Origin of the sequence: Ectopseudomonas chengduensis, assembly GCF_900102635.1 — a bacterium.
GTDB lineage: Bacteria > Pseudomonadota > Gammaproteobacteria > Pseudomonadales > Pseudomonadaceae > Aquipseudomonas > Aquipseudomonas chengduensis.
Genome location: NZ_FMZQ01000002.1, coordinates 93693 through 115137, shown reverse-complemented (window position 1 = coordinate 115137; position 21445 = coordinate 93693). Strand labels below are relative to the sequence as shown.

The 21445-nt window shown below is 62.9% G+C and carries 24 protein-coding genes; 6 read left to right on the top strand and 18 right to left on the bottom strand.

The features are described from left to right. Positions 1–55: 55 nt before the first annotated feature. The 3 genes from thrC to BLS08_RS05125 all read right to left on the bottom strand — a co-directional run bounded on the left by thrC (position 56) and on the right by BLS08_RS05125 (position 3659). Complete coding sequence (gene thrC, locus BLS08_RS05135) at positions 56–1465, bottom strand: threonine synthase (protein WP_017675127.1); 1410 nt, start codon at positions 1463–1465, stop codon at positions 56–58. 58 nt (positions 1466–1523) lie between these two features. Further along, positions 1524–2828 (bottom strand): homoserine dehydrogenase, encoded by a 1305-nt coding sequence (locus BLS08_RS05130; RefSeq protein ID WP_017675128.1) that lies wholly within the window; start codon positions 2826–2828, stop codon positions 1524–1526. Positions 2829–2930: 102 nt separating this feature from the next. Beyond that, the gene (locus tag BLS08_RS05125) at positions 2931–3659 is read right to left on the bottom strand and encodes a thioredoxin fold domain-containing protein (protein ID WP_090336185.1); all 729 of its coding nucleotides are present in this window, start codon (positions 3657–3659) and stop codon (positions 2931–2933) included. 302 nt (positions 3660–3961) lie between these two features. Here BLS08_RS05125 and BLS08_RS05120 point away from each other — a divergent pair, with 302 nt between their 5' ends. Together BLS08_RS05120 and BLS08_RS05115 are read left to right on the top strand one after the other, a co-directional pair. Continuing rightward, entirely contained in the window at positions 3962–4387 is a 426-nt protein-coding gene (locus BLS08_RS05120) for an organic hydroperoxide resistance protein (RefSeq protein WP_090336184.1), read from the top strand. 58 nt (positions 4388–4445) lie between these two features. Next, on the top strand, positions 4446–4706 hold the full coding sequence (locus BLS08_RS05115) for a DUF2790 domain-containing protein (protein WP_090336182.1): 261 nt from the start codon (positions 4446–4448) through the stop codon (positions 4704–4706). A gap of 74 nt (positions 4707–4780) precedes the next feature. Here the strand turns inward: BLS08_RS05115 and xerD are convergent, their stop codons facing one another. The 7 genes from xerD to ffh form a co-directional block, all read right to left on the bottom strand. After that, positions 4781–5677 carry a site-specific tyrosine recombinase XerD gene (xerD, locus tag BLS08_RS05110; RefSeq protein WP_090336180.1) on the bottom strand — a complete coding sequence of 299 codons (897 nt, stop codon included), beginning with the start codon at positions 5675–5677 and terminating at the stop codon, positions 4781–4783. A gap of 91 nt (positions 5678–5768) precedes the next feature. Then, the gene (locus tag BLS08_RS05105; protein WP_090336178.1) at positions 5769–6182 is read right to left on the bottom strand and encodes an acyl-CoA thioesterase; all 414 of its coding nucleotides are present in this window, start codon (positions 6180–6182) and stop codon (positions 5769–5771) included. An 80-nt stretch (positions 6183–6262) separates the two neighbouring features. Further along, a complete protein-coding gene (rplS, locus tag BLS08_RS05100) occupies positions 6263–6613 on the bottom strand; it encodes a 50S ribosomal protein L19 (RefSeq protein WP_003246155.1) in 351 nt (116 codons plus the stop codon). Positions 6614–6655: 42 nt separating this feature from the next. Next, positions 6656–7399, bottom strand: coding sequence for a tRNA (guanosine(37)-N1)-methyltransferase TrmD (gene trmD / locus BLS08_RS05095; RefSeq protein ID WP_090336177.1), 744 nt, complete (start codon positions 7397–7399; stop codon positions 6656–6658). 5 nt (positions 7400–7404) lie between these two features. Beyond that, positions 7405–7941 (bottom strand): ribosome maturation factor RimM, encoded by a 537-nt coding sequence (rimM, locus tag BLS08_RS05090; RefSeq protein ID WP_090336176.1) that lies wholly within the window; start codon positions 7939–7941, stop codon positions 7405–7407. A 9-nt stretch (positions 7942–7950) separates the two neighbouring features. Continuing rightward, positions 7951–8202, bottom strand: a complete 252-nt coding sequence (gene rpsP / locus BLS08_RS05085) for a 30S ribosomal protein S16 (protein WP_009403592.1) — start codon at positions 8200–8202, stop codon at positions 7951–7953. A gap of 184 nt (positions 8203–8386) precedes the next feature. After that, positions 8387–9766, bottom strand: coding sequence for a signal recognition particle protein (gene ffh / locus BLS08_RS05080; protein WP_090336174.1), 1380 nt, complete (start codon positions 9764–9766; stop codon positions 8387–8389). A 157-nt stretch (positions 9767–9923) separates the two neighbouring features. Between ffh and BLS08_RS05075 the strand changes: the two genes are divergently transcribed. Further along, entirely contained in the window at positions 9924–10724 is an 801-nt protein-coding gene (locus BLS08_RS05075) for a cytochrome C assembly family protein (protein ID WP_017675135.1), read from the top strand. A gap of 10 nt (positions 10725–10734) precedes the next feature. Then, positions 10735–12021 carry an HlyC/CorC family transporter gene (locus BLS08_RS05070; RefSeq protein ID WP_017675136.1) on the top strand — a complete coding sequence of 429 codons (1287 nt, stop codon included), beginning with the start codon at positions 10735–10737 and terminating at the stop codon, positions 12019–12021. Here the strand turns inward: BLS08_RS05070 and BLS08_RS05065 are convergent. From BLS08_RS05065 to BLS08_RS05045, 5 genes are read right to left on the bottom strand one after another with little or no spacing between them, the layout of a single operon-like run. Then, the gene (locus tag BLS08_RS05065; protein WP_017675137.1) at positions 11993–12727 is read right to left on the bottom strand and encodes an SGNH/GDSL hydrolase family protein; all 735 of its coding nucleotides are present in this window, start codon (positions 12725–12727) and stop codon (positions 11993–11995) included. The two genes, BLS08_RS05070 and BLS08_RS05065, sit on opposite strands and share 29 nt — an antisense overlap. Then, the gene (gene purT, locus BLS08_RS05060; RefSeq protein ID WP_021488832.1) at positions 12724–13905 is read right to left on the bottom strand and encodes a formate-dependent phosphoribosylglycinamide formyltransferase; all 1182 of its coding nucleotides are present in this window, start codon (positions 13903–13905) and stop codon (positions 12724–12726) included. The genes BLS08_RS05065 and purT overlap by 4 nt, the downstream gene beginning before the upstream one ends. Before the next feature lie 21 nt (positions 13906–13926). Continuing rightward, positions 13927–14124 carry a DUF1289 domain-containing protein gene (locus tag BLS08_RS05055; RefSeq protein WP_017675139.1) on the bottom strand — a complete coding sequence of 66 codons (198 nt, stop codon included), beginning with the start codon at positions 14122–14124 and terminating at the stop codon, positions 13927–13929. Further along, complete coding sequence (locus BLS08_RS05050; RefSeq protein WP_090336172.1) at positions 14117–14644, bottom strand: gamma carbonic anhydrase family protein; 528 nt, start codon at positions 14642–14644, stop codon at positions 14117–14119. The genes BLS08_RS05055 and BLS08_RS05050 overlap by 8 nt, the downstream gene beginning before the upstream one ends. 21 nt (positions 14645–14665) lie before the next feature. Continuing rightward, positions 14666–15271 carry a CoA pyrophosphatase gene (locus BLS08_RS05045; protein ID WP_090336267.1) on the bottom strand — a complete coding sequence of 202 codons (606 nt, stop codon included), beginning with the start codon at positions 15269–15271 and terminating at the stop codon, positions 14666–14668. 149 nt (positions 15272–15420) lie between these two features. Between BLS08_RS05045 and BLS08_RS05040 the strand changes: the two genes are divergently transcribed. After that, positions 15421–15975 (top strand): NUDIX hydrolase, encoded by a 555-nt coding sequence (locus tag BLS08_RS05040; RefSeq protein WP_090336171.1) that lies wholly within the window; start codon positions 15421–15423, stop codon positions 15973–15975. Between the two features lie 18 nt (positions 15976–15993). Further along, positions 15994–16497: a L,D-transpeptidase family protein gene (locus BLS08_RS05035; RefSeq protein WP_090336169.1), complete on the top strand. Its 504-nt coding sequence runs from the start codon at positions 15994–15996 to the stop codon at positions 16495–16497. 122 nt (positions 16498–16619) lie between these two features. Here BLS08_RS05035 and BLS08_RS05030 read toward each other — a convergent pair whose 3' ends face one another. From BLS08_RS05030 to purL, 3 genes are all read right to left on the bottom strand, one after another. Then, positions 16620–16937, bottom strand: coding sequence for a YqfO family protein (locus tag BLS08_RS05030; protein WP_090336167.1), 318 nt, complete (start codon positions 16935–16937; stop codon positions 16620–16622). Positions 16938–17093: 156 nt separating this feature from the next. After that, entirely contained in the window at positions 17094–17363 is a 270-nt protein-coding gene (locus BLS08_RS05025; protein ID WP_090336165.1) for a CDGSH iron-sulfur domain-containing protein, read from the bottom strand. Between the two features lie 140 nt (positions 17364–17503). Further along, entirely contained in the window at positions 17504–21400 is a 3897-nt protein-coding gene (gene purL, locus BLS08_RS05020) for a phosphoribosylformylglycinamidine synthase (RefSeq protein ID WP_090336163.1), read from the bottom strand. Between the last annotated feature and the right edge of the window lie 45 nt (positions 21401–21445).

Genomic DNA, 21445 nt, shown 5'->3' with positions numbered 1-21445 from the left:
CGCACACAAACGAAACCGGCGCCACAAGGGCGCCGGTTGCGTCGAAGCAGAAACCTCAGAGCGGTTTGCCGCGATTACCATGAGCCGCGACGAACTGCTGCACGGTCTTCAGATCATTGGCCAACACCGTGCAACGCTCTTCGCGCTGGAACAGATCAGTCAGGTGCGCCGGCAGCGCCGGCACGGCATCGATCCCAGCCTTTTCCACCGCCTCGGGGAACTTGACCGGATGCGCGGTACCCAGCACCACCATTGGCGTGGCCAGGCTGCGGCGGCACTCACGCGCAGCACGCACACCGATGGCGGTATGCGGGTCGAGCAATTCGCCGCACTCCCTGTACACCTCGGTGATGGTCTCGCAGGTCTGCTCGTCGTTCACTGCCAGCGAATCGAACAACTTGCGCGCCTCGACCCAGCGATCTTCGTCGACACTGAAACCGCCGCCCTGCTTGAAGCTGTCCATCAGACTGGCGATGGCCGCACCGTTGCGGCCGTGCAGATCGAACAGCAGGCGCTCGAAGTTGGACGAGACCATGATGTCCATGGACGGCGACAGCGTCGCGTGCAGGGTTTCCTTGACGTACTGATTGCCGCTCATGAAGCGGTGCAGGATGTCGTTGCGGTTGGTGGCGACGATCAGCTGGCTGACCGGCAGGCCCATGTTGCGCGCCAGGTAGCCGGCGAAGATGTCGCCGAAGTTGCCGGTCGGCACCGAGAAGGCGATGGAACGCGCCGGCGCGCCGAGCTGCAGCGCAGCGTGGAAGTAGTAGACGATCTGGGCCATGATCCGCGCCCAGTTGATCGAGTTGACCGCTACCAGACGCGTGCCCCTGAGGAAGCCCTGGTCGGCGAAGCTGGCCTTGACCATCTCCTGGCAGTCGTCGAAGTTGCCTTCGATGGCGATGTTGTGGATGTTGTCGCCAAGGATGGTGGTCATCTGCCGGCGCTGCACCTCGGACACGCGGTTGTGCGGGTGCATGATGAAGATGTCGACGTTGTCGCAGGCCTTGCAGCCTTCGATGGCCGCCGAACCGGTGTCGCCGCTGGTCGCCCCCATGATCACCACACGCTCACCGCGCTTGGCCAGTACGTGATCGAGCAGACGGCCGAGCAGTTGCAGGGCGAAATCCTTGAACGCCAGGGTCGGGCCGTGGAACAGCTCCAGCACCCACTCGTTGCCGTTGAGCTGGCGCAGCGGCGCGACAGCATTGTGCTCGAACACCCCGTAGGTTTCTTCAAGGATCTTCTTGAAGTCGGCATCGGCGATGGAACCGGCAACGAACGGGCGCATCACCCGGAAGGCCAGCTCGTGATAGGGCAGGCCCGCCCAGGAAGCGATTTCCTCGACGGTGAAGCGCGGCAGATTCTCCGGCACGTAGAGGCCACCGTCGCTGGCCAGACCAGCCAGCAGCACGTCTTCGAAATTCAGGGCCGGCGCCTGGCCGCGGGTACTGATATAGCGCATGGGATAAACCTTCGTTCTGCAGCCCCCGCAGACCAGAGGCCTGCGGGTGGACACGGGATTAGTTGAGCTGTTCGACGCGCAGACGCACGACCGGCGAGGTCACGCCATCCAGCGCTTCCATGGCGGCGATGGCCTCGATGATACGCGCCTCGACCACACGGTGGGTCACGAGGATCATCGGCACCAGACCGTCCTGCTCCTCGACTTCCTTCTGCATGATCGACTCGATGTTGATGCCGCGCTCGGAGAGGATGCTCGCCACCTGCGCCAGCACACCCGGATGATCCTTGGCCTGGATGCGCAGGTAATAGGCGCTCTCGCACTCCTCGATGGGCAGAATCGGGTGATCGGACAGCGAATCCGGCTGGAAGGCCAGGTGCGGCACACGGTTGGTCGGATCGGTGGTCAGCGCACGTACCACGTCCACCAGGTCGGCCACCACCGCCGAAGCGGTCGGCTCCATGCCGGCACCGGCACCGTAATAGAGGGTGCTGCCAACCGCATCGCCGTTGACCATCACTGCATTCATCACGCCGTTGACGTTGGCGATCAGGCGATCGGCCGGAATCAGCGTCGGGTGCACGCGCAGCTCGATGCCTGCATCGGTGCGGCGAGCGACACCCAGGTGCTTGATGCGATAGCCCAACGCCTCGGCATAGTTCACGTCGACCGTGGTCAGCTTGGTGATGCCCTCGGTGTAGGCTTTGTCGAATTGCAGCGGGATGCCGAAGGCGATGGACGCCAGAATGGTCAGCTTGTGCGCGGCATCGATGCCTTCTACGTCGAAGGTCGGGTCGGCCTCGGCATAACCCAGCGCCTGCGCTTCCTTGAGCACGTCTTCGAAGGCACGGCCCTTCTCGCGCATCTCGGTGAGGATGAAGTTGCCGGTACCATTGATGATGCCGGCCAGCCAGTTGATGCGGTTGGCCGACAGGCCTTCGCGAATCGCCTTGATCACCGGGATGCCGCCGGCCACAGCCGCTTCGAAAGCGACGATCACGCCCTTCTCGCGCGCCTTGGCGAAGATCTCGTTACCGTGCACGGCGATCAGCGCCTTGTTGGCAGTGACCACATGCTTGCCATTGTCGATGGCCTTGAGCACCAGCTCCTTGGCCAGGGTGTAGCCGCCGATCAGCTCGATAACGATGTCGATCTCGGGGTTGTTGACCAGCTCGAACACGTCGCTGGTCATGGCAATGCCGGTGGTGTCGTACTGCGGCTTGGGCGAACGAATGGCAATCTGGGCAATCTCGATGCCGCGACCGGCGCGCCGAGTAATCTCCTCGGCATTGCGCTTGAGTACATTCAACGTACCGCCACCAACGGTGCCCAACCCACAGATGCCCACTTTGACCGGCTTCACACTCAATTCCCCATCAGCACTGCACGAAACGGCCGGAGCATGCCCCGGCCGCAGATAAAGAGCCGCACCTTACGAAGCGGCTGTTTGTTAGTCAATCCGCGCTCAGTCGTTTGACTCCAAAGCTATTTTGGCCAACTGTGGCGCCGGCTGGTAGCCCGGAATCATCTTGCCGTTGGCCAGAACGATGGCCGGCGTGCCATTGACCCCGATCATCTGACCGAGCTGGTACTGCTTGGCCACCGGGTTGTCGCAGGAAGCATCGGCCACCCCCTGGCGAGTCTTGGCGCGATTCATCGCGTCCTGCTGATCCTTGGCGCACCAGACGCTGACCAGCTCCTTGGCCGCCGGGCTGTTCAGGCCCTGACGCGGGAAGGCGACATAACGCACTTCGACACCCAGACGATTGAGCTCCGGCACTTCGCTATGCAGTTTCTGGCAATAGCCACAGTCGGTATCGGTGAACACGGTGATATGGGTTTTCGGCGCCTTCGGCGCGAACACCACCATTTCCTTGGCCGGAATGGCGTTGATCTGCTTAGCCACGGCGCGGCTTTCTTCGATCTCGGTCAGGTTCACAGCCTTGCCGTCCTTGACCTGAAACAGATAGCCCTGAATCAGGAACTGGCCATCAGCGCTGGTGTAAAGCTGACGACCGCCTTCCAGTTGAACCTGATAGACACCGGGCATCGGGCTCTCGGCAATGGCCTCGATCGGCAGGCTGGCGTCGAGCGACTTCAGTGACTGACGAATGACCTGATCGGGGTCGGCAGCCAGCGTGACGCTACTGCCCAGCATGAGCGCCAGAGCAATGGAAATACGGGTCAGGGACATGAACACTCCTGTCGAACGACGGACCGGTGAAAATCGCTACAGCCTACCACAGATGGCGCGCCAGACAGCCGATCAGGTAGCAGACGACGCATAAGCCTCGCCAGCACCAACGGCCACACCCACAACCGGGACGCGGCCTTCCAAGCCTTATTCCAATAACCTTAAGGCATATAGCAAAAAGATCCGTATATTTATCTTGCGAACTAATGTTTTGCACACTACAGTTCGCCCTATGGAAACGGTTAGCGCGCAAGACATTAGCGAACCACTCCATCACCACATTACCTAAAAGGATCACCGCCATGACTATCGAAAACGTTCTCTACCGTGCAACCGCTGAAGCCTTTGGTGGCCGTGAAGGCCGCGCCGTCTCCTCCGACGGCATCCTCGACATCGCCCTGACCACCCCGAAAGAACTCGGTGGCGCCGGCGGTAACGGCACCAACCCGGAACAACTGTTCGCCGCCGGTTACTCCGCCTGCTTTCTCGGCGCCCTGAAATTCGTCGCCGCCCGCGACAAGCTGAGCATCCCGGCTGACACCTTCATCGAAGGCACCGTCGGCATCGGCGCCATCCCCACCGGCTTCGGCATCGAAGTGGAACTGCGCATCAGCCTGCCCGGCCTGGAGCGCGACGCCGCGCAAACCCTGGTGGATCGCGCGCACATCGTCTGCCCGTACTCCAACGCCACCCGCGGCAACATCGACGTCACTTTGACCATCGTCTGACAGATAGCAGTCAGCGCTCGCGGCCATAGCCCGAGCGCGGCTCAAGAGGAGAATCACCATGAAAACCCGCACCCTGTTCGCCAACGCTCTGACCGCCATCGCTCTCAGCGCGTCGCTCACCACCCTCGCCCACAGCGCCGAGGCCACGCCCTACCACTACGGCCAGAACCTGGATATCGCCAAGGTGATTTCCATCGACGTGCCCAATAGCGCCCAGTGCGAAGTGGTCACGGCGCAGATGACCTACCGCAACAGTACGGGTGAGGTGGAAACCCTCAGCTACGAGCAGCTTTCCAGCGCCTGCACACTGCAGAGCTGATCGCCCCGAGCCGCTCGCCAAGCGCAGCGAAACCCCGCCACCGGCAACGGTGACGGGGTTTCGTTTATGGCCAGTCAGCCACGCGGGTGGTGTTGCGCATGCAGCTCCTGCAGGCGGGCACGCGCGATATGCGTGTAGATCTGCGTAGTGGACAGGTCGCTGTGACCCAGCAGCATCTGCACCACGCGCAGGTCGGCGCCGTGATTGAGCAGATGCGTGGCGAAGGCATGACGCAAGGTATGCGGCGACAGCGCCTTGCTGATACCGGCGACCTGCGCCTGGTGCTTGATGCGATGCCAGAAGGTCTGCCGGGTCATCTGCTCGCCACGCAGACTGGGGAACAGCACATCACTGGGCTTGCCGCCGAGCAACAGCGGGCGCGCCTCGCGCATGTAACGCTCGATCCAGGCGATGGCCTCCTCGCCCAGCGGCACCAGACGCTCCTTGCTGCCCTTGCCGAACACCCGCAACACGCCCTGGCGCAGATTGACCTGCTCCAGCGTCAGGCTCACCAGCTCGCTGACGCGCAAGCCGCAGGCATACAGAACTTCGAGCATGGCGCGATCACGCAGGCCAATGGGGTCATCCAGATCCGGCGCCTGCAGCAGCGCCTCGACATCCGCTTCGGACAACGACTTGGGCAAAGGGCGACCGATCTGCGGCAGCTCGACCTGCAAGGTTGGGTCTTCACTGATCAGCGTTTCACGCAGCAGGAAACGGTAGAAACCGCGCACCCCGGAGAGAAAGCGCGCCGTGGAGCGCGCCTGATAGCCCTGCTCGAGACGCCAGGCCAGGTGATCGAGAATGGCATCGCGACCAATGTGCTGCAGCGCCAGGCCGCGCGCATCGAGCCAGGCATTGAAGTGTTCCAGATCGCTGCGGTAGGCAGCCTGAGTGTGGGCCGAGAGCCCCTTTTCCAGCCACAGCGCCTCAAGGAAGCGCTCGATTAGAGGGTGAGTCAGCGCAGGCATCGAGTGACCTTCAATTACAGGGCAGGCAAGTGTTCCACAGCCTGCACCCGACGCACCAGCAGACCAGCCTGACAATCAGGCAGGCAGCTGACTAGCTAACGAAGCCTGGCAAGACCGGCACGGGCTTTTGCTGCTCATCGACAGCGACGAAACTGAAGCTACCGCTGATCGCCCGCTCACGTCCTTCCTGATACAGCCCCTCGACGAATACCTCGACCTCCACCTTGAGGCTGGTATTGCCGACCTTGATCACCCGCCCGATCAGCTCGACGATCGAGCCGGCCGGTATCGCATGCTTGAAGTCGATCCGATCGCTGGACACCGTCACCAGCGGCAGGCGACAGAAGCGCGTGGCGGCGATGAACGACACTTCGTCCATCCAGGCCAGCGCGGTGCCGCCGAACAGGGTGTTGTGGTGATTGGTAGTCGGCGGAAACACCGCCTTGGTCACGCGGGTTTCCGATAGCGCGATGCGCCGCTGGATTTCTTGCTCTCTTGGAGTCATGCCACTACTACTCATGATTACTGGACGCCAGAAACGAAAAAAGCAGCCCGTAGGCTGCTTTTCCAGAGAAGCGTCCGAACTTAGGACAGCTTTTCCTTGATGCGCGCGGCTTTGCCGGACAGGTCGCGCAGGTAGTACAGCTTGGCTTTGCGTACGTCACCGCGACGCTTGACGCTCAGGCTGTCGACCAGCGGCGAGTAGGTCTGGAAGGTACGCTCGACGCCAACACCGCTGGAGATCTTGCGCACGGTGAAAGCGCTGTTCAGACCGCGGTTACGCTTGGCGATCACGACGCCTTCGAAAGCCTGCAGACGCTGACGGTCGCCTTCCTTCACTTTCACTTGCACGACAACGGTGTCGCCCGGTGCGAAAGTCGGGATTTCTTTGTTCATCTGCTCGGCTTCGAGCATCTGGATAATCTTGTTGGTCATGCTTCGCTCCTAAGACAAGCCTCCCGGCCTGCCATCGATACGTTAACTATCGTCCCGCTGGCGGATGTATTCCTCCAGCAGCTTCTTCTCTTCTCCAGAAAGCGAGCGGCTATCCAGAAGATCAGCGCGGCGTTCCCAGGTCCGACCAAGGGACTGCTGCAAACGCCAGCGCCGGATGTGTTCGTGGTTGCCACTAAGCAACACTTCGGGAACACGTTTATCCGCATACACCTCCGGGCGGGTGTAGTGCGGGCAGTCGAGCAGGCCATCCGTAAAGGAGTCCTCCTCGGCCGAATCGGCATGACCCAATGCACCAGGCAAAAGGCGCGTCACCGCATCGATCAGCACCATGGCCGGCAGCTCACCGCCGGACAGGACGTAGTCGCCAATCGACCATTCCTCATCGACATGCGTCTCGATGAAACGCTCGTCGATGCCTTCATAACGACCGGCGATCAGGATCAATGCATCCTCCTGCGCCAGCTCGCGGACCGCAGCCTGATTCAGACTACGCCCCTGCGGCGACAGGTAGATCACCTTCGCCGTCTCCCCCGCGGCCTGCCTGGCATTAGCCAAAGCGTCCTCGAGAGGCTTGATCTTCATCACCATCCCCGGACCACCGCCGAAGGGGCGGTCATCCACCGTATGGTGGCGATCCGTCGTGTAGTCCCGCGGGTTCCAGCAGTTGAGCTTGAGCAGCTCCTGCCTGACCGCACGACTGGTGATGCCGTACTCGCCGATGGCGGCGAACATTTCCGGGAACAGGGTGATAACTTCTACGCGCATGAGCCTTAGAAATCCGCATCCCAGTCGACCCGCATCTCGCCAGCGGCCAGATCGATCGAAAGCACGCACTGGTCCGTGTAGGGCAGCAGACGCTCGCGATCATCCAGGCTGCCTGCGCAAGCCTTGACCACCATCACATCGTTGGCACCGGTCTCGAACAGATGGTCGACCATGCCGAGCAACTGCCCCGCCTGATCGATGACCTTCAAGCCCTGCAACTGGTACCAGTAGAACTCGCCATCATCAAGGTCCGGCAGCTCGCTACGCGGCACGCAGATCTCGAAACCGGCGTAGGTACGCGCAATTTCGCGATCATCCAGACCCTTCAACTTGGCTACCAGCACCTTGCCTTGCAGGCGGCCGCTGGCCAATTCCACTTTCTTTACCTCACCGTCACGCTTGAGCGTCCAGTGGCGGTAATCGAGCACGTTATCGATGGGATCGGTAAAGGAGTACACCTTCACTTCACCCTTGACGCCGTGCACCGAAACAATCTTGCCGAGAACGATCAGATCCTCGGCGACGGCCGGCGTCGTACTCATAGAAGATGCTTAGGCAGCAGCCTTGGCAGCTTCCTTGAGCAGCTGAGCAACGCGCTCAGACGGCTGTGCACCCTGGCTCAGCCAGTAGGTAGCGCGCTCTTGGTTTACGGACAGCTTGACTTCAGCACCCGAGGCGATCGGATTGAAGAAACCGATACGCTCTACGAAGCGACCGTCGCGCGCATTGCGGCTGTTGGTCACGGTCAGGTGGTAGAAGGGGCGCTTTTTGGAGCCGCCGCGAGCGAGACGAATAGTTACCATGAGAACATCGTTCCTGTAGTCGGTGCTAACTTGAGGCACACATCAAAAATGGGCCTAGGCCCGAAAGGCCGCATATTCTATGAGCAAAAGCGGTAGGCTTCAAGCCACAAGCTACAAGTAAAAGCAGTTTTTCAGACTGCAGCTCTTTCTTGCGGCTTGAAGCTCGTGGCTTGTGGCTGCTTTCCTAGAATTTCGGCATTCCGCCGCCACCGGGAAGCATGCCGCCCATACCGCGCATCATCTTGGCCATGCCGCCCTTGGCGGTGAATTTCTTCATCATCTTCTGCATCTGCTTGTGCTGTTTGATCAGCCGGCCGATGTCCTGCACCTGAGTACCGGAGCCCAGGGCGATGCGGCGCTTGCGCGAGCCGCTGATGATGTCCGGGTCGCGGCGCTCGGCGGGCGTCATCGAGTTGATGATCGCCTCCATCTGCTTGAACTGCTTCTCGGCCGCGCCTTGGGCACTGCCCATCTGCGACAGGTTGACGCCACCGATGGACGGCAGTTTGTCCATCAGGCCGCCAAGGCCACCCATGTTCTTCATCTGCTGCAGCTGATCACGGAAGTCTTCGAGATCGAAGCCCTTGCCCTTCTTCAGCTTCTTGGTGAGTTTCTCGGCCTTCTCGCGATCGAGGGTCTGCTCGGCCTGCTCGATCAGGCTGAGCACGTCACCCATGCCGAGAATGCGCGAGGCGATACGATCCGGGTGGAAGGGCTCGAGCGCGTCGCTCTTCTCACCCATACCGATGAACTTGATCGGCTTGCCGGTGATATGGCGCACGGACAAGGCAGCGCCACCACGCGCATCACCGTCGACCTTGGTCAGCACTACACCGGTCAGCGGCAACGCTTCGCCGAACGCCTTGGCGGTGTTGGCGGCGTCCTGGCCGGTCATGGCGTCGACCACGAACAGCGTTTCGACCGGCTTGACAGCTGCGTGCAGCGCCTGGATCTCGGCCATCATCTCGGCATCAACGGCCAGGCGACCGGCGGTATCGAGGATGACCACATCGATGAACTTCAGCTTGGCTTCACGAATCGCTGCGTTGGCGATATCCACCGGCTTCTGGCTGGCATCGGAGGGGAAGAATGTCACCCCGAGATCGCCCGCCAGGGTTTCCAGCTGCTTGATCGCCGCCGGGCGATAGACGTCAGCCGACACCAGCAGCACAGATTTCTTCTTGCGCTCCTTGAGGAACTTGGCCAGTTTGCCGGCGGTGGTGGTCTTGCCCGCGCCCTGCAGGCCGGCCATCAGTACCACGGCAGGCGGAGCTGCATTGAGCGACAGGTCTTCGTTGGCCGCGCCCATCAGCTCTTCCAGCTCGGCGCGGACGATCTTCACGAAGGCCTGGCCCGGCGTCAGGCTCTTGGAGACTTCGGTACCAACGGCGCGATCCTTGACCTTGCCGACGAAGTCCTTGACCACCGGCAGAGCCACGTCGGCCTCGAGCAGGGCCATGCGCACTTCGCGCAGCGTATCCTTGATGTTGTCTTCGGTCAGCTTGGCCTTGCCCGTGACATTACGCAGCGTCTGGGACAGGCGATCGGTAAGATTTTCGAACATGCGCGTTCCTTTGATAGGTGCGACCCGGCGCGCCGGGTGTGCGACAGGCGGCGGATTATAGCGAAGTCGCCGAGCTGCCGACACCGCCGGCGGTCTTTCGTGCTGACGCCCTTCTGTGCCACACTCAGCGCCTTTCGGGCTCGCCTTACACGGATTTATGCACCCTCTGTTGCCCAGCCTCGCCGCCGCACTCCTCTACGCTGGCGCCGCCGCTTACCAAGGACTGCGCCTTACGCAGCGCAGCATCCCCGACAAACGCCTGCTGGCGTCGCTTGGTGCGCTCGCCTTGTGCCTGCATGTCGTCGGCCTGTTCTTCCAGCTGTATGACGTACACGGCCTTAACCTGGACTTTTTCAATGCGGCCAGCCTGATCGCCTGCGCGGTCATCGGCCTGATTCTGCTGGCCTGCCTGCGCATACCGGTGGAAAACCTGCTGCTACTCCTGTTCCCGCTCGGCACGCTGACCGTACTGGCAGCGCAGTTCATGCCCAGCGGCACCATCAATCCGATCAACGAGCACCCTGGCATCCTCGCCCACATCCTGTTCTCGATCCTGGCCTACGGCATGCTCACCATCGCCGTGTTCCAGTCGATCCTGTTGCTGCTGCAGGACCATCAGCTCAAGCACAAGCACCCGTCCGGGCTGATTCGCAACTTTCCACCGCTGCAGACCATGGAGAGCCTGCTGTTCGGTTTCCTCTTCGCCGGCTGGCTGCTCTTGTCGTTGTCGCTGCTGTCCGGCGCGCTGTACATCGACGACCTGTTCGCTCAGCACCTGGCACACAAGACCATTCTTTCCTGCTTCGCCTGGGTGGTTTTCGCTGTGCTGCTGTGGGGGCGCCACCAGCTCGGCTGGCGCGGCCACAAGGCAATTCGCTGGACCCTCGCCGGGTTCTGCCTGCTGATGCTGGCCTATTTCGGCAGCAAGCTGGTACGCGAATTCATCCTGCACATCTGAGGCAGACCTCGTGGACGACCTACATTCGAGCTACCTGCTCGGCCTGCTGATTTTCCTCATTCTCTGCTCGGCGTTCTTCTCCAGCTCCGAGACCGGCATGCTCAGCCTCAACCGCTACCGGCTCAAGCACCTGGCCAAGGAAGGGCACAGCGGCGCCAAGCGCGTCATTCGCCTGCTGGATCGCCCGGATCGCCTGCTCGGCACCATCCTGGTCGGCAACAACGTGGTCAACATTCTCGCCGCCTCCATCGCCACGGTGCTGGCGGTGGACATGTGGGGTGAAGCCGGTATCGCCATTGCCACGGCAGGCCTGACCATCATCGTGCTGATCTTCGGCGAAATCACGCCCAAGACCCTGGCTGCACTGCGCCCGGAACTGGTGGCCTTCCCCGCCAGTCGCCTGCTCAGCCTGCTGCTGCGCGTACTCTACCCGGTGGTGTGGCTGACCAGCGTGATCAGCAACGGTCTGCTGCGCCTGCTCGGCATCGATCCGTCGCAGCGCGCCAGCGACAGTCTTTCCACCGAGGAGCTGCGCAGCGTGGTGCGTGAGTCCGGCTCGGAACTGCCGACGAACCGCCAGAGCATGCTGCTGAGCATCCTCGACCTCGAACGGGTCACGGTCGACGACATCATGATCCCGCGTAACGAAGTGACCGGCATCGACCTCGACGACGACCTGGAAATCATCATCGGTCAGTTGCGTAGCACCTCTCACACCCGCCTGCCGGTGTTTCGTGGTGACATCAATCAGATCGAAGGCGTGGTGCACATGCGCCAGATCGCCCGCCTGCTGAGCCACAACCAGCTGACCAAGGAGTCGTTGCTGGCAGCCTGCAACGAGCCTTATTTCATCCCGGAAAACACACCCCTGGCGACCCAGTTGATCAACTTCCAGAAGCACAAGCGGCGCATCGGCATCGTCGTCGACGAATATGGCGACGTGATCGGCATCGTCACTCTGGAAGACATCCTCGAAGAGATCGTCGGCGACTTCAGCAATCAGGACAGCCTGCGCAGCCCCGATATCCACCCGCAGGAAGATGGCACCCTGGTCATCGACGGCGCCGCCTACATTCGCGAAGTGAACAAGACCCTCGGCTGGCATCTGCCCAGCGACGGCCCCAAGACCCTCAACGGCCTGATCACCGAAGCCCTGGAGAGCATCCCGGACAGCAGCGTCTGCCTGAAGATCGGCCCCTATCGCCTGGAGATTCTCCAGGCAGCGGAAAACCGGGTGAAGAGCGTGCGCGTTTGGCAGGTGGCAAAGATCAAAGCGGACGAAGCAGCTCCGGAGTGAGGCGTTCGGCCAGGCCTGCAGCCCATTGCCGATAGCCCAATGCCGACGGGTGATAGCCATCCTCGGCCAGATAATGCGCCTCGAACGGCAGGTCCAACACGCAGTGCAGCACGCCCAGCCGCTGCGCCAGGCTCTGCAACTCACGATCCAGCAAGCTGGCCCGCCAGCCCATCAACTGTCGCAACAACCACGGCAAGGCGCGGAAATGCTGCAACGGCGGCACGCCGCTGAACACCACGCGACAGCCCCGCTCGCCCAATGCACCTGCCATCGCGGCGAGCGCCTGCAGCCAGCGCTTGCTCGGGGTGAGGTGCGTGGTGTCATTGACGCCGAATACCAGCAGCGCCAGATCGGCCGGCTCCGCCAATGCCAGCGGCAACAGGCGTTCATGCGCCTCGGAGGCGGTGATGCCATTCTCGCCACAGGCGCGCCAGCGTACCGGCCGCCCCAGGCGCTCGGCCAGGGCCACTGCCAGACAATTCGCCAGGGACTGATCGAAGTGCGTGACACCAACGCCCGCCACGGTCGACTCACCGATCAGCAGCAGGCGTAACGGCTCACCCGGTAGATGCGCGGCAGCGGTGCCGCTTGGCTCGCCCTGCGCAACCGGCAGACGCAATGCCGTGCGCCGGGTGTGCAGGGCCAGAGGCAGCGCCAATGGCAGCAGTGGCACAGTCGCCAGCCACCACAGCGCATGCCGACTCACAACTGGACGCGAACCGCTTGTGCGCTGCGCAGCGCCTTGGCGCGAGCAGCCTCGATGGACTCGTCACGCGCCAGCGCCACGCCCATGCGGCGCTGGCCTTTGACTTCGGGTTTGCCGAACAGGCGCAGCGCCGTGTCTTGCTCGCTCAGCGCGGCGCCGAGGTTGGCGAAGCTGGCCTGCTGTGAATTGCCCTCCACCAGAATCACCGCCGACGCCGACGGCCCCATCTGGCGGATCACTGGAATCGGCAGGCCGAGAATGGCGCGGGCATGCAGGGCGAACTCGGACAGCTCTTGGGAGATCAGCGTCACCAGGCCGGTGTCGTGCGGGCGCGGCGAGACTTCGCTGAACCATACCTGGTCGCCCTTGACGAACAGCTCGACGCCGAACAGGCCACGGCCGCCCAGCGCCTCGGTCACCGCCAGCGCCACGCGCTCGGACTCGGCCAGCGCCTTCGGGCTCATCGGCTGCGGCTGCCAGGACTCCTGATAGTCGCCGTTCTCCTGACGATGGCCAATCGGTGCGCAGAAACTGGTGCCACCGACATGACGCACGGTGAGCAGGGTGATTTCGTAGTCGAAGTCGATGAAGCCCTCGACGATCACCCGCCCCTTGCCGGCACGCCCGCCTTCCTGGGCGTAGTCCCAGGCGCGCTGCAGGTCGGCGTCGCTCTTGAGCACGCTCTGGCCCTTGCCGGAGGAGCTCATGATCGGCTTGACCACGCAGGGGTAGCCGACGGATTTCACCGCTGCGGCGTAGTCCTCGAAGGTGTCGGAGAAATGGTACGGCGAGGTGGGCAGGCCCAGCTCCTCGGCCGCCAGACGACGAATGCCTTCGCGGTTCATGGTCAGTTGCGCGGCACGCGCGGTCGGCACCACGTTGAAGCCTTCGGCCTCCAGCTCGACCAGGGTGGCAGTGGCGATGGCTTCAATTTCCGGGACGATGTAGTGAGGCTGCTCTTTCTCGATCACTGCACGCAACGCGGCACCATCGAGCATGTCGATGACGTGGCTACGATGTGCCACCTGCATGGCCGGCGCATTGGCGTAACGGTCGACGCCGATGACTTCGCAGCCCAGGCGCTGCAGCTCGATCACCACTTCCTTGCCGAGCTCGCCGCAGCCACACAGCAGCACACGGGTCGCGGAGGACGACAGAGGGGTTCCAATACGGGGCATGAGTGTTCCTCGAACAGTGAATCAGGAAGTCATTAAGAGACCGGAGGCACGGGCGCGCTCCAGGCAGAGTTGCAGTACCTCGCGGCGCTCGGCATTGTCCATGCGGCCCCAACGGGTGATCTCGGCGACGGTGCGCTGACAACCAATGCAGACATCCTGCTCGTCCAGCGCGCAGACATGCACGCAGGGCGAACGCACCGGCTTTTCTACATCATTCATCGTCATCAGGTACCAGGTCACGGGAATAGCGCTGCGCATTATGAACGTAATGAGCGGCGCTGGCCTCCAGCATCTTCTTCTGCGCCTCGGTCAGTTCGCGCACCACCTTGCCGGGGCTGCCCATGACCAGGCTGCCATCGGGAATCACCTTGCCTTCGGGAATCAGGCTGTTGGCGCCGATGATGCAGTACTTGCCAATCTTGGCGCCATTGAGGATCACCGCGTTGATGCCGATCAGGCTGTAATCATCCACGCTGCAGCCATGCATCATCACGTTGTGGCCGACGGTGACGCCCTTGCCCAGCGTCAGCGGAAAGCCCATGTCGGTGTGCATGACGCTACCGTCCTGCACGTTGCTGTTCTCGCCGATATGTATCAGTTCGTTGTCGCCGCGCAACACGGCGCCGAACCAGACACTGGCACCGGCTTCCAGTCGAACCTTGCCGATCAGGTCGGCGCTTGGTGCGATCCAGCTCTCGGGATGGGCATCGACACGGGAGCTTCCCAGGCGGTATTTCATGCTCGTCAGTCCTCGGCGCTATCAGCGCAGGTGTATGAAGTGTTCGGGGGGCTGGTGCAGAGCGATCTGCGCATCGTCGAAGATCAGGTTGACCAACTCCACCACCATGATCGCGGTCAAGCCCCAGATGCGGTACTCGCCATAGGTGTAGGACGGCACGTACCAGCTCTGCCCGAGGTAGTCGATACGGTGGGTGACTTCGCGCGGGTCGCTGCGGAAGAACTCCAGCGGAACCGAGAATACCGAGGCGATCTCGGCGTCGTTGGGCTTGTATTCGACGTAATCCGGCACCAGCCCGACGTAGGGCGTGACCTGAATGCCGTGACGCGACACCAGGCTGCTGAGCGGTCCGACGACTTCGACCAAACCAGGTGGCAGGCCAATTTCCTCCTCCGCTTCGCGCAGCGCGGTGTCCACCAGATCGCGGTCTTCCGGGTCGCGCCGGCCGCCGGGAAAGGCGACCTCGCCACTGTGAGTCGACAAACCACTGGCGCGCAGGGTCAGCACCAGCTCAGGTTCATCACTGCGGGTAATCGGGACCAGCACCGCCGCTTCGGGGAAGCTGCGCTCGGTCTCCAGAGGGCGCGGACTGTAACCGCGCACACGATGGAGCAACTCGTCCAGCATGGGCATACTCGGAGTCTTGTTTTGCCAGGCATCATGGCATGAAAGCACGCGGCCGCCCAACCCCGACGACAGGACAAGCCGGCCGCAATAGCGGGCTTGCCGGCCACCTCTCAGCCGGCCAAGATAGCGCCAGAAAAAGAGGAACGGGCATGAAATTCTGCAGCCAGTGCGGCAACCCGGTCACCCGCATGATCCCCGCGGGCGACAACCGCATGCGCCATGTCTGCGGCCACTGCGCCACCGTGCATTACGAAAACCCGCGTATCGTTGCCGGCTGCCTGCCTGTGTGGCGCGACCAAGTGCTACTGTGCCGCCGCGCCATCGAGCCGCGCCGCGGCTACTGGACGTTACCGGCCGGCTTCATGGAAAACGGCGAGACCACCGAACAGGCCGCCGCCCGCGAGACCCTGGAAGAAGCCTGCGCCCGCGTACGCGACCTGAGCCTCTATACCCTCTTCGATCTGCCGCATATCAGCCAGGTGTACATGCTGTTTCGGGCCGAACTGGTCGACCTGGATTTCGCCGTAGGCGAAGAGAGCCTGGAGGTGCGGTTGTTTGCAGAGAGCGAAATCCCTTGGTCAGAGCTGGCTTTCCCGACCATAGGCCGTACCTTAGAATGCTTCTTCGCCGACCGTCGGCAGAATCTCTTTCCGGTACGCAATGAGCCACTCGAAGCGCTGCGTGCCCACTACACACCCCGTTGACCCTTGCGGACGTTCCCGATGCGCTGGTTGTTGCCCCTGCTTTGCCTGACCCTCAGCTTCAACGTCCTGGCCAGCACCACGCCAGCGACCAGCAGCCGCACCGTGGACAAGGTGCTGGTACTCAAGTCCGAGCGCAAACTGCACCTGCAGCAGCGCGGCGAGACTATCAAGTCGTACCGTATTTCCCTGGGCAAACAGCCCAATGGCGCCAAGCAACGCGAAGGCGACCTGCGCACGCCGGAAGGCTTCTACTGGATCGACTGGCGCAAGCCGAGCGACAAGTACCAATTGTCGCTGCACATTTCCTACCCCAACGCTCGCGACCTGGCCAAGGCCAATGACGCCGGGGTGCCGCCGGGTAGCATGATCATGATCCACGGTACGCCGCTGGATGAGGAATACCCGGAGTGGTTCTTCCACACCCTAGACTGGACCGAGGGCTGCATCGCCATGAAGAACGACGACATGCGCGAGGTCTGGAGCCTGGTCAAGGACGGTACGCTGATCGAAATCAGGCCCTGAACCCAAGCATTCAACCTGTAGGAGCGGCGCCCCGCCGCGAACTGGACGGCACAGCACCGAACCGCTTCGCCCTGGGGCGGGGCTCCTACAAAGACTGCGCTGCAGGCCTTATCTGAGGTGATTCAAAACTGCAGATCGGACAAACGCCAGACATCGAACGCCGGCGTCTCATAGGGATGGCTCTTCTTCAGCGCCTTGACGGCATCGTGGATCAACTCGTCGGCAACGACCATTTCCACTTTCCACTCGGCCACCTGCTCGACGTCGCCAACCTGCCCAATGAACGGCTGACTACCTTCCAAGGCGCGGAACTGACCTTGCCCCAAGACCTGCCAGCAGCAGTTGTCGTAAAGCCCGATGCGCCCGCCGCCGGCTGCAAACACCGCCTTTTTCACCGGCTCCAGATGGGCTTCCGGCACGTAGAAACACAGTTTGTACATCAAGTTCTCCGCAAAATGGGCAACCGAACAACAGACAAGCCATGACGCCGACATGATGTCATTTCGCCATTCACTTGTCTTGAGATCGCCCGCACAAATCCATACGTTGCATCCAGCGATACGCTGCTTTCGACCCTTGCCGAAGGCACTGCGTTCTCAACTTCCGCCGAAAAAACGTCGCCACTTGTCGGTGATGCCGGGTGCTGACGGATTATGGCTGCCATCGCAGTAAGGCAGGCTTGCGGAGCGGCCGCAGCGGCACAGCAGCAGACGCTGCTCGCGCTTGGGTTGCAGGATCAGGGATTGGGCGCAGCCGGATGGACAGTCAGGCATCTCGGGGGAATGCCCGCAGCGACACAGCCGATGGGTCTCACCGGGTTTGACCAGGCGGACTTCAGGAAGGGTGTGTAGCGGATCATCGGCCATCGTCGGGCCCATGTAGCCCGGATGAAGTCCGGGTTCGTGGTGCGAAGGAAACTGCCCCCGGATTGCATCCGGGCTACGTGCCCCGCCCCCCTCTCCCGCAAGCGGGAGAGGGTCAGCAGAAGGCCGCTACGCGGCCGCTTTTAGTCCACCCACACGCGGGCGTTGCGGAACATGCGCATCCAGCCGCCGTCTTCCTGCCACTCGTCCGGGCGCCAGGAGTTCTGCACGGCGCGGAACACGCGCTCCGGGTGCGGCATCATGATGGTCACACGACCGTCGCGGCTGGTCAGGCCGGTGATGCCGCGCGGCGACCCGTTGGGGTTGGCCGGGTAGGCTTCGGTGACCTTGCCGTGGTTGTCGACGTAGCGCAGGGCCACGGTGCCGGACAGATCAGCCTCCAGCAGCGCCTCCTCGCTTTCGAACTCGGCATGGCCTTCGCCGTGGGCGATGGCGATCGGCATGCGCGAACCGGCCATGCCCTGCAGGAAGATCGACGCCGATTCCTGAATCTGCACCATGGCCACGCGCGCCTCGAACTGCTCCGAGCGATTGCGCACGAAGTGCGGCCAGAACTCGGTACCCGGAATCAGCTCGTGCAGGTTGCTCATCATCTGGCAGCCGTTGCACACGCCGAGGGCGAAGCTGTCCTTGCGCTCGAAGAAGGCCTGGAAACCGTCGCGGGCACGGGCATTGAACAGAATCGACTTGGCCCAACCCTCGCCGGCCCCCAGCACGTCGCCGTAGGAGAAGCCGCCGCAGGCCACTAGGCCCTTGAACTCTTCCAGGCTGACGCGGCCAGCCAGGATGTCGCTCATATGCACGTCGATGGCGGCGAAACCGGCGCGGTCGAACGCGGCAGCCATTTCCACCTGACCGTTGACGCCCTGCTCACGCAGGATCGCCACCTGTGGACGAACGCCCTTCTTGATGTAGGGGGCGGCAATGTCCTGGTTGACGTCGAAGCCGAGCTTGACCGACAGACCGGGGTTGTCCTCCTCCAGCAGCAGGTCGAACTCCTGGTCGGCGCCCTGGGCGTTGTCGCGCAGCCGCTGGATGCGGTAGCTGGTTTCGGCCCACTGGCGCTGCAGCAGACGCCGCTCGCCGGCGAATACCGGCTCGCCATTGAAGCTAATGCTGACCTCGCCGTTGTTCACCGCCTGGCCGATCACGGCCACGCAGTCGTCCAGACCGGCGGCGCTGAACTGCGCCAGCACTTCTGGGGTGGCGTCCTGGCGCACCTGGATCACCGCGCCCAGCTCTTCGTTGAACAGCACGGCCGGCAGTTCTGCGGCTTCGTCTGCCAGCGCATCGAGGTTCAGCGACAGGCCGCAGTGACCGGCGAAGGCCATTTCCAGCACGGTGGTCAGCAGGCCGCCGTCGGAGCGGTCGTGGTAGGCCAGCAGATGGCCGTCGGCATTCAGACCCTGGATCACGGCGAAGAAGGCCTTGAGGTCTTCGGCGTCGTCAAGGTCCGCCACCTGCTGGCCGATCTGCGCGTAGACCTGCGCCAGGATCGAGGCGCCCATGCGGTTCTGGCCGCGGCCGAGGTCGATCAGGATCAGGTCGGTCTCGCCCTTGTCCATGCGCAGTTGCGGGGTCAGGGTATTGCGGATGTCCTGCACCGGAGCGAAGCCGGAGATCACCAGAGACAGCGGCGCGGTCACGCTCTTGTCGACGCCCTCGTCCTGCCAACGGGTCTTCATGGACATGGAGTCCTTGCCCACCGGGATGGTGATGCCCAGCTGCGGGCACAGCTCCATGCCCACGGCCTTGACGGTGTCATACAGACGGGCATCTTCACCCGGGTGGCCAGCAGCGGCCATCCAGTTGGCCGACAGTTTGATGTCGGACAGCTTGCCGATACGCGCCGCGGCCAGGTTGGTGATGGTCTCGCCAACGGCCATACGCCCGGATGCCGGCGCGTCGAGCAGCGCCAGCGGTGTGCGCTCGCCCATGGCCATGGCTTCACCGGTGTAGACGTCGAAGCTGGTGGCGGTAACGGCGCAGTCGGCCACCGGCACCTGCCACGGGCCGACCATCTGGTCGCGGGCTACCAGGCCGGTGATGGTGCGGTCGCCGATGGTGATCAGGAAGCTCTTGCTGGCCACGGCCGGATGACGCAGCACACGGCCCAGCGCTTCTTCGATATCGACACTGGCGGCGCTGAAGTCATCGCCCTGCTCCGCCTCACGGCTGACGCTGCGGTGCATGCGCGGCGGCTTGCCCAGCAGCACTTCCAGCGGCATGTCCACCGGGGTGTTGCTGAAATGGCTGTCGGTAACGGTCAGGTGCGGCTCGGCAGTGGCTTCGCCGACCACGGCGAAGGGGCAGCGCTCGCGTTCGCAGATGGCCTGGAAGCGCTCGAAGTCGGCCGCATCGACCGACAGCACGTAGCGCTCCTGCGACTCGTTGCACCAGATCTCGTGCGGGGCCATGCCTGGCTCGTCATTGGGCACCTTGCGCAATTCGAAACGACCGCCACGGCCGCCGTCGTTGATCAGCTCCGGCAGGGCGTTGGAGATACCGCCTGCGCCGACGTCGTGGATGAACTTGATCGGGTTGGCATCGCCCAGCTGCCAGCAGCGGTCGATGACCTCCTGGCAGCGGCGTTCCATTTCCGGGTTCTCGCGCTGCACCGAGGCGAAGTCCAGGTCGGCCGAACTGGCACCGGTGGCCATCGACGAAGCGGCACCGCCGCCCAGGCCGATGAGCATGGCTGGGCCGCCGAGCACGATCAGCTTGGCGCCGACCGAGATCTCGCCCTTCTGCACGTGGTCTTCACGAATGTTGCCGAGACCGCCAGCGAGCATGATCGGCTTGTGGTAGCCGCGCACTTCTTCGCCACGTGGGCTGCTGACCGCCTGCTCGAAGGTACGGAAGTAGCCATTGAGCGCCGGGCGACCGAATTCGTTGTTGAACGCAGCGCCGCCCAGCGGGCCTTCGATCATGATGTCCAGCGCGCTGACGATGCGCTCGGGCTTGCCGTAGGGTTTTTCCCAGGGCTGGAGGAAGTCGGGGATGTTCAGGTTGGAGACCGAAAAACCGGTCAGGCCGGCCTTCGGCTTGGCGCCACGACCGGTAGCGCCTTCGTCGCGAATCTCACCACCGGAGCCGGTGGACGCGCCGGGGAACGGAGCGATGGCGGTCGGGTGGTTGTGCGTCTCCACCTTCATCAGGATGTGCACCGGCTCCTGCACCGCGCCGTATTGGCGGGTTTCCGGGTTCGGGAAGAAACGCCCGGCGGTGTGCCCAACGATGACCGAGGCGTTGTCCTTGTAGGCGGACAGCACGCCTTCGCTGTGCATCTGGTAGGTGTTCTTGATCATGCCGAACAGCGATTTGTCCTGGCTCTCGCCGTCGATGTCCCAGCTGGCATTGAAGATCTTGTGGCGGCAGTGCTCGGAGTTGGCCTGGGCGAACATCATCAGTTCGATGTCGTGCGGATTGCGTCCCAGGTCATTGAAGCTCTTCACCAGGTAGTCGATTTCGTCCTCGGCCAGGGCCAGGCCCAGGTCCTGATTGGCCTGCTCCAGCGCGGCGCGACCACCGCCGAGCACGTCCACGGCGGTCAGCGGCTTGGGCTGGGCGTGGCTGAACAGCGCGGCGGCGTCCTCCAGCGCATTCAGAACAAGCTGGGTCATGCGGTCGTGCAGCAGGCTGGCGACGGCGGCGCTGTCGGCTTCGCTCAGGTCACCACTGACGTAGTAAGCGATACCGCGCTCCAGGCGCTGGATTTTGCTCAGGCCGCAGTTGCGAGCAATGTCGCTGGCCTTGCTCGACCAGGGCGAAATGGTGCCGAAACGCGGGATGGTCAGGAACAGCTTGCCGCTGGGCTCCTGCACCGGCACGCTCGGGCCGTACTTGAGCAGCCGCGCCAGCACTTGCTCTTCATCGGCGTTGAGCACGCCCGTCACGTCGGCGAAATGCGCGAACTCGGCGTACAGCCCGGTCACGGCCGGCACCTTGCTGGTCAGTTGCTCAAGCAATTTGCCATGGCGGAAAGCGGAAAGGGCGGGAGCGCCGCGCAGGATCAACATCGTCGGAACAGCCTCTGGGAAGGGGTGTGCTGGAGGCCGGACATT

Excerpts from the sequence above, each read along its gene's own strand:
- thrC (WP_017675127.1), bottom strand. The coding sequence starts at position 1,465 with ATGCGCTATATCAGTACCCGCGGCCAGGCGCCGGCCCTGAATTTCGAA.
- BLS08_RS05125 (WP_090336185.1), bottom strand. The coding sequence starts at position 3,659 with ATGTCCCTGACCCGTATTTCCATTGCTCTGGCGCTCATGCTGGGCAGT.
- BLS08_RS05120 (WP_090336184.1), top strand. The coding sequence starts at position 3,962 with ATGACTATCGAAAACGTTCTCTACCGTGCAACCGCTGAAGCCTTTGGT.
- BLS08_RS05115 (WP_090336182.1), top strand. The coding sequence starts at position 4,446 with ATGAAAACCCGCACCCTGTTCGCCAACGCTCTGACCGCCATCGCTCTC.
- xerD (WP_090336180.1), bottom strand. The coding sequence starts at position 5,677 with ATGCCTGCGCTGACTCACCCTCTAATCGAGCGCTTCCTTGAGGCGCTG.
- BLS08_RS05105 (WP_090336178.1), bottom strand. The coding sequence starts at position 6,182 with ATGACTCCAAGAGAGCAAGAAATCCAGCGGCGCATCGCGCTATCGGAA.
- rplS (WP_003246155.1), bottom strand. The coding sequence starts at position 6,613 with ATGACCAACAAGATTATCCAGATGCTCGAAGCCGAGCAGATGAACAAA.
- trmD (WP_090336177.1), bottom strand. The coding sequence starts at position 7,399 with ATGCGCGTAGAAGTTATCACCCTGTTCCCGGAAATGTTCGCCGCCATC.
- rimM (WP_090336176.1), bottom strand. The coding sequence starts at position 7,941 with ATGAGTACGACGCCGGCCGTCGCCGAGGATCTGATCGTTCTCGGCAAG.
- rpsP (WP_009403592.1), bottom strand. The coding sequence starts at position 8,202 with ATGGTAACTATTCGTCTCGCTCGCGGCGGCTCCAAAAAGCGCCCCTTC.
- ffh (WP_090336174.1), bottom strand. The coding sequence starts at position 9,766 with ATGTTCGAAAATCTTACCGATCGCCTGTCCCAGACGCTGCGTAATGTC.
- BLS08_RS05075 (WP_017675135.1), top strand. The coding sequence starts at position 9,924 with ATGCACCCTCTGTTGCCCAGCCTCGCCGCCGCACTCCTCTACGCTGGC.
- purT (WP_021488832.1), bottom strand. The coding sequence starts at position 13,905 with ATGCCCCGTATTGGAACCCCTCTGTCGTCCTCCGCGACCCGTGTGCTG.
- BLS08_RS05055 (WP_017675139.1), bottom strand. The coding sequence starts at position 14,124 with ATGAATGATGTAGAAAAGCCGGTGCGTTCGCCCTGCGTGCATGTCTGC.
- BLS08_RS05050 (WP_090336172.1), bottom strand. The coding sequence starts at position 14,644 with ATGAAATACCGCCTGGGAAGCTCCCGTGTCGATGCCCATCCCGAGAGC.
- BLS08_RS05045 (WP_090336267.1), bottom strand. The coding sequence starts at position 15,271 with ATGCTGGACGAGTTGCTCCATCGTGTGCGCGGTTACAGTCCGCGCCCT.
- BLS08_RS05040 (WP_090336171.1), top strand. The coding sequence starts at position 15,421 with ATGAAATTCTGCAGCCAGTGCGGCAACCCGGTCACCCGCATGATCCCC.
- BLS08_RS05035 (WP_090336169.1), top strand. The coding sequence starts at position 15,994 with ATGCGCTGGTTGTTGCCCCTGCTTTGCCTGACCCTCAGCTTCAACGTC.
- BLS08_RS05030 (WP_090336167.1), bottom strand. The coding sequence starts at position 16,937 with ATGTACAAACTGTGTTTCTACGTGCCGGAAGCCCATCTGGAGCCGGTG.
- BLS08_RS05025 (WP_090336165.1), bottom strand. The coding sequence starts at position 17,363 with ATGGCCGATGATCCGCTACACACCCTTCCTGAAGTCCGCCTGGTCAAA.
- purL (WP_090336163.1), bottom strand. The coding sequence starts at position 21,400 with ATGTTGATCCTGCGCGGCGCTCCCGCCCTTTCCGCTTTCCGCCATGGC.